The following is a 13,227-nucleotide window of genomic DNA, read 5'->3' as shown; positions in this document are numbered from 1 at the left end:
AACAATGCCAGCACGTTGGACAAAGCTCATTGGATTAGCACAACAATGGATAGTAGAACAAAGACAAGCCTAACTTTTTGTTTAGCTGAGCCCTTAAGCTAATTCAGCAATCGGCGGAGCGAACTCTTGACAAACCGAACTTGCCAATGGTTTAAAATGGAAACAACCAAGGGCTTATTTGGTATGCCTTCTTTTGTTCCCTTCGCCCTTGTTAAACAATCCTCAAACCATTGGCGTGTTTGTCAAGAGCGATTGCGGCGCATCTCCATCCAGTAAATAGGAGAGAAACTAACCCTTTAGGTAGTTTTCATAAATCTTTTGACACTACCTTAATTATCTATTCTAATATTAACATAATTTTACAAATATCTTTAATGTTATAATTTGCAGTAATTTTTTATGTTATTTACGTTGTTTTTATCGTTTATATTCAAATTTTTTCTTCCATATAATTTTTTTCTTTAAGGATCCAGTTATATCCTTTCAAGTGATGAATCTCCAACAATAAAGGACTTACCGGCAGGTAATTAACTATGAAAATCTAAGAAAACAAGAGTAAACAGCCGTTTTCGCTTCTTTTATTGAGGGAGGTTAGTGTAAAAGGTATAGGAGGTAAAATATAGAATATATTCACAATAGAAAAACTATGCGTAGGGGGTTTTAGTTTGAATAATCACAATGAAACACCTGAAGATAAAAGAGAACAATTAAGACAAAGTGAATTAAAAAATAATCCAACTGGTTCTTTACAGGATTCCTTAAATAGAGGAGCTAATGGGAATTTAACTGATTTAACTGGTAGTTTGGGTTGGAAAGGGACTGGGATAGTAATTATTGGATTAATCGTGGGAATTGTTATATATAAACTGATTTTTTAAAGCTAACCTTCTTCAAATAAAAGGCGGGTTTATTGAAGAAGAAAAAAACACTGATATGCGTAATAGACACAAAATAAGATAAAAAAGAACACATATGTGTTATAGAAAAATAGGGAGGATACTATGGATCGGAAAGAATACGAATGGGTCAGAGAGAACCGAGAAGTGCTTTTGGACTTTTGCAGTAGAATGGATCCAAAAGATTTTACGCGTGAAATGGGATTCGGTTGGCAGAATGTGCGTGACACACTTGTTCATGTAGCGAATTGCTATCATGGCTGGCTAGGATCATTTGTTTTATTAAAAACGAAGAGACCAATCACACCTAGAGAAAATCTGGGGACAATCGGTATCGAGGAAATTAGAGCACTTTTTGAAAAAGCAGATGCATATGTGGATGAGGTTCTTGAGTCATTTTCTCAAAAAATGGATGAGCCAATCGTGCGACCTATTCCTTGGAGAGAATCAACTGAATCGATTTCAATGACTCCTCGAAAACTGTTCATCCACACTGTTACTCATGAATACCATCACAAAGGACAGATCATGGCGATGGCGCGCCAGTTAGGGTATGAAACGCCAAATACTGATGTACTGGGGACGAGAGATTAGATTTATATAAGAAAAATGCCTTAGGATGCTGCACTTTATATCATTGTGCTGCCTTATAGTAACAATAGGGAAATTACATATTTAAATGAGGGCATAAACAAAGGGATAGATAGCTCTCACCAAATTGATGAATTTATAGAGACCGATGATTTAATTAAAGCGGCAGCCATCTATGCCAAAGCATTATATGAATTAAGCCACTTATACAATCAAAGGCCAGGTATGTCGTTTAGCCAACAGGTCAACCAGAAAAATAAAATGTACCCTATAGAGTAGACATTTAAAAAGGACGCCCTATAGGGTACTTTATTTGTCGTGATGAAGGAATAAAAGCTGGATGAGCCGAATAAGTCATAGTGATCAAGGTTTTTGTATTCTCAAAATAAAAGAATGGAGTATTGAGAATATTTTTTCGTTATATGGCCGACAGTCGAAAATGAAGGTTATTTTATGCGTATGAATGGCTTTTTTCGAAATTGATTGAGGATTATTGTTATTGTCACCCGGAAATTTCGGATTACCCTGCCATGTTGGAGAGAATTAGAAGCTGGAGAGAAAGGTATGTCCAATATGGAAGGGACCACTTGGATTTGGTTTTTACCCTTTTAGGACTGATTAATTTATACTATAGTCAGATTTTTTCTTGTCTTTTAACTTTGAAAGATTACACTAAACAGTGAGGAGATTGGTTGTATGCAAGTTGTAACCAAAATGTTTTTAGAACAACTAGACATGCATTGCCATGAGAATGATTGGTTTGCATCCATGGATCAGGCGCTTCATGGAGTAATCGCAGCTGAGGCAGCATGGACAAGTTCGGGAATCAGCAATTCGATTTGGCAGATTGTCAACCACTTGATATTTTGGAATGAAGACGTAATCCATCGAATTAAGGGCACAGAGAATCCGCATAAGGCAGAAGACAATGAAGAAACCTTTGGAAATCCGGGGGATCCAGAAGACGAAATTGGGTGGGCCCAGACAGTGCAGCGCCTTAATGAAGTCATGAATAAATTAAAAACGGTCATTGCTGACCTTGACGATAAAAAGTTAAAAGCTCCGTATGCAGCTAACAGGTACTCTATTGAGCGTTTACTCAGCAATATCATGATGCACGATACGTATCATCTCGGTCAAATTGTTCTGTTGCGAAAGTTGCAATCCTCTTGGGGTGGCGTTGATTGGTCCTAATGCACCATAATTCAGCGACTTCCTCGCCCAGCCGTGGAAGTAGTATTGACGGTGTGAAGCCCTTTTCATTCTCTATGGTGAGGCGGGTGATATTCCTGCTTTATGGATGGCTAAACGGTGTGTCAGTCAAATAAATTAGAACGTATTTGCAGAGCGATCTTTCGCATATTTCATTGTTCAACAGTCGGGCGCTCTTCTTAAATAAGAAGGCGTCTTTTTGCATGTACAGCACATTTAGGGATTGAGTTTAATGAGGTGTAAAAAAAGATTGTGAAGTCCTGTACTTAAAGTATAGGGTGCGTTTCTTCAATAAAGTCTTTGAAATGTTCTTTCGTAAAACAGGGACAATAGAGAGAACGTTATTAATGTCTTTTAAGATTATCTTGAAATCGAGTCTTCTGTTAAATGGCGCTATCCTGGAACAAGGATAAGCGCTCATTTTTCATTCTAGGGCCATTTAATGGAGTAAGGCTTATTGAGCTACCGGGCAGATTCGTATAACAAGCAAAAGTGATACTATAATAAAATAGGTCTTGTGTTCAAGGAGGTAAAACATGGATCACATTTCACGGAAGGAAGCACTGTTAAAGGTGAAACGGTGGCCTAAAGCTACCATAGCGGCGGGTCGTCGTCATACCGTTGGGCTTAAATCTGACGGAACAGTGACGGCTGTGGGTGATAATAAATATGGCCAATGTGATGTAAGCGGCTGGCGCGATATTGTGGCGGTCGCGGCAGGTAATGTTCATATGGCAACGAACACGGGTAATGCTCATACAATCGGTCTTAAATCTGATTGTACTGTGGCGGCTGTGGGTTGGAATAAGCATGATCAATGCGATGTAAACGACTGGCGCGATATTGTAGCGGTTGCGGCAGGTTGGCGTCGTACCATTGGGCTTAAATCGGATGGCACGGTGGTAGCCGTGGGCCGAAATAATGAAGTTGAATGCAATGTAAGCGGCTGGCATGATATTGTGGCGGTCGCGGCGGGTGACTGGCATACCATCGGTCTTAAATTGGATGGAACGGTGACGGCTGTGGGTAATAATCGGTATCGCCAATGCAATGTAAGCGGCTGGTGCGATATTGTGGCGGTCGCAGCGGGTTATCTTCATACCATCGGTCTTAAATCGGACGGCACGGTGACGGCAGTGGGTTTGAATAAAAATGACCAATGCGATGTAAGCGGCTGGCGCGGTATTGTGGCGATAGCGGTGGGCAGTAATCATACCATCGGTCTTAAATCGGACGGTACTGTGGCGGCTGTGGGTTGGAATGAGTATGGGCAATGTAATGTAAGTGATTGGCGCGATATTGTGGCGATAGCGGCGGGTTGTGCCCATACCGTCGGTCTTAAATCGGACGGCACGGTGGTTGCTGTGGGTGATAATGAATATGGCCAATGCGATGTAAGCGGCTGGCGCGGCATCCAACTGCCCAACAATTAGTTTTCGGGTAAAATACAGTTCCTGCAATTAATAAATCCTAAAAAAGGATTAAACATAAAAGGTGAAAATTGCTACTTCAGCTACCGGGCAGCATTAGTTGAAGAAGGATATGATATAAACAAAGAGGAAAATTATACTTAGGCTTGCTTTGTTCAGCTCAGATTTCCAACAAATAAGGAGTTTTCATACCAGATAGAGGGTAAAAATGGCATCTGTTGTTTACGCAGTTGTATTAATTGTTAGTTTCTTATTTTTAGTGTGGAGAAAGGACGAAGCAGAATCTTATTTTCGTTAAAAATAATTGGATACTTTATAGTAAGTTCATTTGCTTTTAATTTCAATCAGATTCCACTTCCTCTTGGGTTTATAGTATTATAATGAGTTACCATTTCAAACCTTTAAATGTGTTTCAAAATGAAATTAATATCTTCAACAACGGGCGCAATTCCAGAATAAGAATTGCGCTCTTCCTTTTGGAAAAGGGCCTTATTCGTGAAAAAGAGAAGGGATTTTTCATAAGAAATCGAACTATGAACTATAAGTTATTCCATTAACGCAGGGTAGGTTATTTCAATATAGAATGGACAGGAGAAAATGTAATAAGGGTAAATCCAAAGGCAGTTCATATTCATAATTTACGTTATATTGTAAGGTCTGCAATAGAAAAAGGATGAGAAAAACTTGTCTAGTAAGATTGCTGCAGATAGATGGTGAAACAGAAAATTTAGATAGAGAAAAAGGCGAGGCGTACATAGATGAATCCAGCTTTAAACGAATAATTAAATATGATGCAGAAAGCTTCACTAACCTATTTTTAGTTGCTGAAGTTGCTGAACGAATTGTAGGTTTTTCAAGATGTGAGGGAACAAATTGAAAAGAACTTCTCATAAAGTATAAATGAGATATGCAACAAAGCGGCGTTTCCGGAACCCCAATTCATTGATGAACAAAATATTTTAAATTAAGGAGAAAATAAATGACCTGGTTAATTTCCACTTTACTTGCCGTGTCTGTCGCTTGGTTAGCTTACATAGTAAAAAAAGAAAAGGTTAAACAAAAAGAAATGAGAAACGACCATTACCAAGAGTTAGCAGCTATTAAAGAATTACAAAAAGCTTCAATGGAGACAGCAGCAGCAACATTCGATGAGAAGGTCACACTTTTGTCTGAATCATACCAGCGCGAAATAGAAAAGCTGATGATTGAAAATGAAGATATACGGAAAAATTATAGAAACCAAGGGGAAATAATTACCCATCAAATACTAGAAAATTTTAAATCAGATCTAATTAGAAAAAGAATCATTTCACCTGATGAAATGATTATTATGCCGAACATTTTTATACCGGAAGCAAACGGTAATATCCAGCAAATCGATCACATTGTACTTTTCCCAACTGGTATATATGTAATAGAAACAAAAAACTGGAAAGGCCATATAGTAATGGGAATGACAAGAAAGAGCTCCCCCAAATTTTCTTTTTTAGCAGATTTATTAGACAGTGAAAAGGAGGAAACGCTTATATTTGATAAAGCTGAGTCGGGAGCATTAACTTTAAAGACTTATGAAAATCCAATTAACCAGGTTCAGCAGACAGCCGTCATCTTATCAAACTATTTAAAAAGTCAGGATATTGAAACGTGGATAAACATCTTGGTATTTTTTAATCACGATGAAAAAGAATTACACGATTGGTCGGATAACAGCATAATTAAACGGTTTACGAATAAAGAGGAATTACAACAGTTTTTTATAAATGAACTTACATCCCAAAAAAGAATATATGGAGCTTTTCAGCTTAACAATATAAAACATCTTATCGAAAGCGCTAATTATAATTAATTAGGTGTAAGAACAGGAGAATTGCTGGGAAGAGGTATGGCTAAATGGCGCAATCCTTTTGAATTATAGACAGCCATATTGCCAGTATAGTAAAATGAATCAAAAGTTAATATTTGCTAGTAGACAGGTGCTATACTTATTTGAAATAGTTATAGCTTAAAAGGGAAGTTCGGTTAAAATCCGACACGGTTCCCGCCACTGTATGTCAGAGCGACCTGAAAAATGCCACTGTGAATAACGGGAAGGCCAGGGAAGCGAAGAAGACAAGTCAGGAGACCTGCCTGTTTACATGGACACGATGCACCTACGGGATATAGGAGGGAGTGTTTACGGAAAATAACGTATCAGTGCTAATTTTAATGCATATTTTTTGTGAGCATTTAAACTCTATCGGTTTAAATGCTTTTTTTATTTGTCTGGGAGGAAGGATGACAAAGTTTTAGGGAGGTGTATTTGTGCCAAAGTTAGAACAAGTTCAAGCAGTTTCCATGGGAAAAGAAAAGAAATTCAGCATTAACCTTAAGTTATCACTTTCCATCCTTTGTTTAATCGGTTTACTTATTGTTTCAATAACCGTTGCTGTTATGATGGGACCTGTGCCGATCCATCCGCTAACCGTATGGAAGATTGCCATTTCAAAAATCTTTTCTTTTGAACAGGTAATCGATCGTGACTGGTCAATGGCTCAGGAAAATATTATATGGAATTTAAGGTTTCCGCGAGTGATGCTGGGGGTGGTTGCAGGTGCTGGATTGGCGATCATTGGCACAGCGATTCAAGCGCTTGTTCGAAATTCATTAGCTGACCCGTATATATTGGGTGTTTCATCAGGTGCTTCGGTTGGGGCAACATTAGTGATTATATTTGGGGCATTTTCATTGTTTGGACAATATGCTTTAGTCCTATCCGCTTTTTTAGGATCTTTAATTTCTATTATTCTCGTTTACTTTCTAGCTCAAGTTAGCGGGAAGATATCGACTGTGAGATTGTTATTAGCTGGAATCGTCGTTTCGATGATTCTTTCAGCAGTTACAAGCTTTATTGTCCTATCGGCTCCTCAAGAAGAAGCGATCAGAAATGCAATGTTTTGGATGATGGGGAGCCTGTCAGGGGCGAAGTGGGAATACATTCCCATACCCGCACTTGTCACATGTTTAGGATTTCTCTTTTTATGGTCTCAATATCGCTCCCTGAACATTTTATTAATGGGAGAAGACACGGCTGTCACGTTAGGCGTGAACCTTGAAACTTTTCGTAAACTATTAATTGTGGTTACGGCCTTATTAACGGGTGTATTGGTTTCGGTATGCGGGGCGATCGGATTTATTGGCTTAATGATTCCCCATATTGTTCGCTTAGCTGCAGGATCTGATCATAAAAGAGTTTTGCCACTAAGCGCTTTAATCGGTTCTATCTTTTTAGTATGGGCTGATATATTTGCAAGGCAAGTGATTTCTCCTGAAGAAATGCCAATCGGGATTGTAACAGCGCTTTGTGGCGGCCCCTTTTTCCTGTGGATGTTAAGAAGAAGCAATTATTCCTTTGGAGGGGGGAAATAGGCTTGAACCTATCTGTAAAAAATCTAAGTTTCAGCATTGACAAGAGAAAATTGCTTCAGGAAATCAAAATGGATGTTTCTTCAGGGGAATTTGTTGGCCTGATAGGTCCAAACGGAAGCGGAAAATCAACTCTATTAAAGAATATCTATCGGGTGCTCAAACCGGATGCAGGGATGATCACCCTTGATGAGAAAAATCTTTTTACACTTTCCCCGCGGCATGTTGCTCAAAACTTATCGGTCGTGAGCCAGGAAACCCCATTATTGTTTGATTTCACAGTATCCGAAATGGTGTCCATGGGACGATTTCCGCATAAAAAATTTCTTGAGTCTGACTCAATGAAAGATGGTGAGATTGTTCGCAAATGTCTCCAAAAGGTTGGCATGGAGAATTTTATCCATTCGTCATTTGCCTCCCTTTCAGGCGGGGAGAAGCAAAGAGCAATGATTGCGCGAGCACTTGCTCAGGAAGCAAAAGTTCTGGTGCTGGATGAGCCCACGAATCATTTAGATATTCACCATCAGCTTCAAATATTAGACCTTGTCCGCCAATTAAATATGACAGTCATTGCTGCTTTACATGATTTAAATTTAGCTGCAGCCTATTGTGATCGTATCTATGTTATTGAGAATGGTGAAATCATTCAGTCAGGTGAACCAGCTGACGTTTTAACGAGAGAAATGCTAAAAGACGTTTTTCGCGTAGAAGCAGATATTATCATTCACCCTTTAACAAATAAAGTCCATATTACATACCTATCAGAAGAGATGCTGCAAACGTCAAAGGAGAAATAATGTAAATTCGAGGTAATGCAATAGTTTAAAGAGTGCTGGAAACGGCAGAAAAAACGATAAGATAACATGAACAGGATGGAGAATAAATGATAAGTGTCAAAAGAAATTTAGCTGCAAGTATTGGATTCTTATTCTTATGTATCATGACAGCGTGCAATCAGGCACCTTCATCAGAACAAAAAGCTGAAACTGCAGAGGCTTCAGGCAGTGGATCAGATCAACCGGTCATAATAGAAAATATGGGCAGAACCATTACGTTTGAAGAAGCTCCAAAGAGGGCAGTAGCTCTGAATCAGCATGCAACAGAAATCATGCTTGCGCTTGGTTTGGAAGATTCAATGGCGGGAACAGCCTTCCTTGATGATGAAATCCTCCCGCAGTATCAAGAAGCTTATGAAAAAGTCCCAGTATTATCGGATAAATATCCCAGTCAAGAAGTATTTTTAGGTGCAGAACCTGATTTTGCTTATGCAGGCTGGGAAAGTGCCTTTTCAGAAAAAGCATTGGGAACAGTTGAACAGCTAGAAGATGCTGGAGTTAAATCTTATCTGCAGCAGTCATCAAATATGAATGGTCCTTCGATGGATGACGTATTTGAAGATATTTTAAACATTGGGCGGATTTTCAGGGTTGAAGACAGAGCAAAGGAATTAGTAGAAAGCATGAAAGAAGATATGAATGCAGTACATGAGAAAGTAAAAGATGTTAAAGATCCAGTAAAGGTGTTTGTGTATGACAGCGGAGAGAAAGAGCCATTTACTGCAGCTCAAAATTTTTTGAATGAAATGATCACATTAGCTGGAGGATCCAATATTTTTGATGATATTGAAAAAGGCTGGGCGACCGCTTCCTGGGAAGAGGTTGTCAATCGCAACCCTGAAATCATTGTGATTATTGACTATGGTGACACAACAGCCGACCAGAAAAAAGAGTTTTTATTAAATCACCCTGCATTAACGGATGTTGAAGCGATTAAACAAAAACGTTTCGTCGTGCTGCCTCTTTCCGCAGGATCAGAAGGAATTAGGGGCCCATACGCAATTGAAACATTAGCAAAGGCTTTTTATCCCGAGAAATTTTAATGGTCAAGGTTACTCTATCTGTTTTAGAGGGTAATTTTTTTGTACGGGAAAAACCATATTGAAAATCAGAAATTAAAATGCAAGCATATCCGTTTAAACGGCTGCTCGTCTTAGCTTCTGCATTTTGATCGTACAAAGTGTGCTGTGGAATATAAATAGACATTCGGAGTCCATGTCAGTACTATTAAGTTATATATCAAGATAACTGGGGTTTTATGGAGGTGCAGTTTGTGATACTGGTAAGCTCCTGTTTAGCTGGATTAGAAGTAAGATATGACGGTACGCATTCTTTAGATAATAAGCTAAGGAAATTAGTTGCAGAGAAAAAAGCTGTAGCCGTTTGTCCTGAATTGCTTGGCGGATTTTCAACACCAAGGGAACCTGCTGAAATAGTGGGTGGAGGCGGAGAGGATGTGCTTGATGGAAAGGCTAAAGTGGTTGAGAAATCAGGCAGGGATGTAACCGAACTATATATACAAGGAGCCTATGCCGCGTTAGAAGAAGCTCTGAATATAAAGGCAAAAATAGTTGTCCTTAAAGAAAATAGCCCATCCTGCGGCAGTTCAATGATCTACAATGGTGAATTTAAAGGCACGAAAACCGCAGGAAATGGAGTTACCGCCGCCTTGCTTAAAAGAAAAGGATTAACAGTAATATCAGAGGAACAATTTGTGAAAAATCATCTTAGCCATTATTAAAATGATTGATCCGGCTGCCGATTTAAGTTTTTTATTCAAAAAAGCTGAATATGTATAGAATGAATTTCAAATCAAATCAAAGGTGGAGTTTAAATGGACAAAAGAGTTCAATTTGACTTCGAAATCGACTTTACCAATGGCGGCGGGATTCAGGGGCAGGATTTTCGGCTTGATATTGATGGGGATGACATCACGGATGATGAGTTAGCGAAGTATATTGTAGAGGATATGCGGCTGCTGATGGTGGGGGAAGTTAGAATATTAAACAAAAAAATCATTAACGAAAAACATAAACGAAAGACCTGCTGATGAGGATTGGAAGAAATAATGAATGATCCTGCCTGAGTTTTGAGGCTTTCGAAGTTGTTATTACCTTCATTTTCCACAAGATTACGTCCATCAGGAAAACCCCTTATTAGTTATCACCTAAGACAGCGGCACCAGCTGGGATTCTTGTCTAGTAATGAAAAACCCTCCTCTATTTCAAAAAAGGGGAGGGTTTCATTTAGTCGTCATGACTATTCAATCGTCTCTGTATTTTTTCCTTTTTTCACTAAATAGAAGGCAGTAATCCAGGAAGTAATCGGGATAACCATCGTAACACCAATTCCGGCACAAAGGATCGTGATCATCTCGGCACTGAAAATCTTTGAATTGACAATCTCTCCTGCAGAATACGATAGATCCTTAAACCAGATAAGCAGTGCCAAGTATCCTCCAAAGAAAGCAAAAAATAATGTGTTTGTACTTGTTCCCAAGATATCCTTTCCGATACTTAATCCGGCTGTGAACAAATCCTTTTTGCTGATGGCTGGATTATGATAATGGATTTCACGCATGGGAGAGGAGATCGCCATGGCAGTGTCAGTTATGGCGCCGATTGTACTCATGATGATCACAGAAGCCGCAATTTTTACAAAATCAACTCCAATATAAAGGGAAAACACACTAAGCTCCTCTATTTCTTCTTCACCGAAACCTTGAATCATGGACTTTTCGGTTACGATGACTATGAATAGGATTAAAATAACAATGGTGATGATCGAGGAAATAAAGGCTGTTAGGGTCTTAATATTTATTTCATTAATATAAAAAAGATTAATACAGCTAATGACTGCACAGGCAATCAATGTGACGATAATGGGATTAATATTGGGATCGTTCATAAAAAAGATGACAAAAATAATCATCCCAAAGTTAAGAAAGATAGCAAAAAAAGATCTTGCCCCTTTTTTTCCGCCAATCCAAGTCATTAAGATTAATAAAATGGCAGCCAGCAAAACGATTGCATTCATGTTCTCGCCCTCTTTCTATTAACAAAAAAGATAGAAATATACAGGCCGATTGGAATGGTCAGCACAATTCCGATCCCGCCAGCCAGGGCCCGGGCCAATTCCAATGAAAGGTTCATGGTAAGGGAAAATCCTAATGGTGAAGCATTCTTTATATAGAGTATCAGCATGGGGATGGAACCGCTTATATAGGCGAAAAACAAAATATTGGTCATCGTCCCCATAATGTCTTTCCCAATTTCCAATCCGGAACGTTTAAGGGCTTTTACTGGTATGCTTTGATTCTTTTCATACAAGCTGAAGATGGAAGAAGACATCGTAATGGCCACGTCCATAACAGCTCCCAAAGATCCGATGAATAATCCTGCTAAAAAAACCATTTGGTAAGGACGGGTGATAAATTGTATCTCTTCATATCTAAGTCCTTTTCCTGAAGTAACCCATATAACAAGATAGGTAACGAGCAGTGAAATAAATGTCCCCAGCAGGGTCGAAATAATCGCTGCATAGGTCTTCTCATTAAAACCATTCACAAGCAGCAAAGAAGTGACAGTAAATAAAATAACGGCAACACCGCATATCAATACTAGGCTTATTTCAGGATTTTCCAGGTAAACATCCAGTGCATACGATAATAAAATGGCATTGAAGGCCAAGCTTAGAATCGAAAAAAAACCTTGCTTCTTTCCCACGATCAGTAAAATAAAGATGAAAATCCATAAGACAATCAATATGTATTTATCACGTTTAAGATCCATGATTGAACCAGTTAATTCTGTACTTCCTTCTTTGTTCTCCGTAATGGAAACAAATATTTTTTGCCCTTTTTGAATTTCCTGGTCGTACGCTTTGGATAATGAATACTCATTCGATAAATGGATAAGCTGTCCCTTTTTTTCGCCATTTTTTAATTCGGCTATTATATGCTGACTGAAAAGACGATCCTTATTGTCATACATATCAACCATTTCTGTCGAATCTTCCATTTTTGTTTCTATCACTTCAGCTATTGGGCGGTCATAGAATGACTCATTATGCTCCACAAATATAACCGAGAGTATAAAACAAATTGCCAAAATGCTGTACAGAAAGAATGGATTGTGAATCAATTTTTTTATATTTTTCAAAGCATAACCTCCAAATATTGAAAAGGAGCTGGACGTACTAGCCGGGCAAAAGCTGGGTCCTGATGTAAGCACATATAGCCATTGCACCGGACTAAGAATAACAGGAACGATTTCAAGCAGTCAAGAAATCCTCTTTATATAATATAACCCATTCTGCTTACGAAAAGATAAAGCAAACGAGGTTTGCTGCTGCTGTTCTTTTTTGGTTTTTGTAAGGACAAGTACTGTATAAAAAGCTGTTTTTTATTCAGGAAATTATTTCATTTGGTATAATAAGGGAATAGTAGATTGGTCATTTTAACAGGGGGATTAGATTCATAGGTTGACAAAAAACGTTTAAAGGGGGAATTTTTTGAAAAACACAAAGCGGATTTTCCTGGCCGGAATCATAATGGGTGTCTTTCTAATAAGCGTTATGCTATTTACTGTTCCTTCTCGTGCTGAAATGGAGGAGCGGATTAAGCAAGAAAACGGAATCAAGTGTGAAGGCGTGGGCTGGGAGGAAAAGTGCTGGTTTGAAAGCATTGAAATTATACATACTTCCTCTCATTTTCTGAATGTGGGCATCTTCTCCTCTTATGAGAAGGAATTCGAATTGGAAAACGGAGAGAAGAAAATAACCAGAACGTTTGCAATTCTTGGGCAAATTTATCAACTCGATGATGGTCTGGTTTGGAGGGTTGTGAACTAAAGGTCTTGT

At 38.6% G+C, this 13,227-nt stretch carries 14 protein-coding genes and 1 riboswitch; of the genes, 12 read left to right on the top strand and 2 right to left on the bottom strand.

Annotated elements, in window-relative coordinates:
* Nucleotides 1-665: 665 nt before the first annotated feature.
* The 11 genes from L634_RS0101675 to L634_RS0101620 all read left to right on the top strand — a co-directional run bounded on the left by L634_RS0101675 (nt 666) and on the right by L634_RS0101620 (nt 10,417).
* A complete protein-coding gene (locus L634_RS0101675; protein WP_026580947.1) occupies nt 666-878 on the top strand; it encodes a DUF6366 family protein in 213 nt (70 codons plus the stop codon).
* 123 nt (nt 879-1,001) lie between these two features.
* On the top strand, nt 1,002-1,490 hold the full coding sequence (locus tag L634_RS0101670) for a DinB family protein (protein WP_026580946.1): 489 nt from the start codon (nt 1,002-1,004) through the stop codon (nt 1,488-1,490).
* Between the two features lie 693 nt (nt 1,491-2,183).
* Nucleotides 2,184-2,681: a DinB family protein gene (locus L634_RS0101660; RefSeq protein ID WP_026580944.1), complete on the top strand. Its 498-nt coding sequence runs from the start codon at nt 2,184-2,186 to the stop codon at nt 2,679-2,681.
* A 554-nt stretch (nt 2,682-3,235) separates the two neighbouring features.
* Nucleotides 3,236-4,132 (top strand): RCC1 domain-containing protein, encoded by an 897-nt coding sequence (locus tag L634_RS0101655; protein ID WP_026580943.1) that lies wholly within the window; start codon nt 3,236-3,238, stop codon nt 4,130-4,132.
* A gap of 670 nt (nt 4,133-4,802) precedes the next feature.
* Complete coding sequence (locus L634_RS34120) at nt 4,803-5,006, top strand: hypothetical protein (protein WP_442852677.1); 204 nt, start codon at nt 4,803-4,805, stop codon at nt 5,004-5,006.
* 102 nt (nt 5,007-5,108) lie between these two features.
* The gene (locus tag L634_RS0101645) at nt 5,109-5,975 is read left to right on the top strand and encodes a nuclease-related domain-containing protein (protein WP_026580941.1); all 867 of its coding nucleotides are present in this window, start codon (nt 5,109-5,111) and stop codon (nt 5,973-5,975) included.
* A 108-nt stretch (nt 5,976-6,083) separates the two neighbouring features.
* A riboswitch (cobalamin riboswitch) is annotated at nt 6,084-6,274 on the top strand.
* Between the two features lie 189 nt (nt 6,275-6,463).
* Nucleotides 6,464-7,534, top strand: coding sequence for a FecCD family ABC transporter permease (locus tag L634_RS0101640; RefSeq protein WP_051428155.1), 1,071 nt, complete (start codon nt 6,464-6,466; stop codon nt 7,532-7,534).
* Between the two features lie 2 nt (nt 7,535-7,536).
* Nucleotides 7,537-8,328: an ABC transporter ATP-binding protein gene (locus tag L634_RS0101635; protein ID WP_026580939.1), complete on the top strand. Its 792-nt coding sequence runs from the start codon at nt 7,537-7,539 to the stop codon at nt 8,326-8,328.
* A gap of 86 nt (nt 8,329-8,414) precedes the next feature.
* Nucleotides 8,415-9,410, top strand: coding sequence for an ABC transporter substrate-binding protein (locus tag L634_RS0101630; RefSeq protein WP_026580938.1), 996 nt, complete (start codon nt 8,415-8,417; stop codon nt 9,408-9,410).
* 230 nt (nt 9,411-9,640) lie between these two features.
* The gene (locus L634_RS0101625; RefSeq protein ID WP_026580937.1) at nt 9,641-10,108 is read left to right on the top strand and encodes a DUF523 domain-containing protein; all 468 of its coding nucleotides are present in this window, start codon (nt 9,641-9,643) and stop codon (nt 10,106-10,108) included.
* A 93-nt stretch (nt 10,109-10,201) separates the two neighbouring features.
* Nucleotides 10,202-10,417, top strand: a complete 216-nt coding sequence (locus tag L634_RS0101620; protein WP_026580936.1) for a hypothetical protein — start codon at nt 10,202-10,204, stop codon at nt 10,415-10,417.
* A gap of 209 nt (nt 10,418-10,626) precedes the next feature.
* Here the strand turns inward: L634_RS0101620 and L634_RS0101615 are convergent, their stop codons facing one another.
* Both L634_RS0101615 and L634_RS0101610 read right to left on the bottom strand, forming a co-directional pair.
* Nucleotides 10,627-11,403, bottom strand: coding sequence for a YibE/F family protein (locus L634_RS0101615; RefSeq protein ID WP_026580935.1), 777 nt, complete (start codon nt 11,401-11,403; stop codon nt 10,627-10,629).
* A complete protein-coding gene (locus tag L634_RS0101610) occupies nt 11,400-12,527 on the bottom strand; it encodes a YibE/F family protein (RefSeq protein ID WP_051428148.1) in 1,128 nt (375 codons plus the stop codon). The genes L634_RS0101615 and L634_RS0101610 overlap by 4 nt, the downstream gene beginning before the upstream one ends.
* Nucleotides 12,528-12,879: 352 nt before the next feature.
* Between L634_RS0101610 and L634_RS0101605 the strand changes: the two genes are divergently transcribed.
* A complete protein-coding gene (locus L634_RS0101605) occupies nt 12,880-13,218 on the top strand; it encodes a hypothetical protein (protein ID WP_051428146.1) in 339 nt (112 codons plus the stop codon).
* Nucleotides 13,219-13,227 lie beyond the last annotated feature (9 nt).

The sequence above is a fragment of the Bacillus sp. J33 genome, from assembly GCF_000518885.1.
In the GTDB taxonomy this organism is placed as follows: domain Bacteria; phylum Bacillota; class Bacilli; order Bacillales; family Cytobacillaceae; genus Cytobacillus.
Note: the sequence above shows the minus strand (reverse complement) of the source record. Positions and strands in the feature narration are given on the sequence as shown.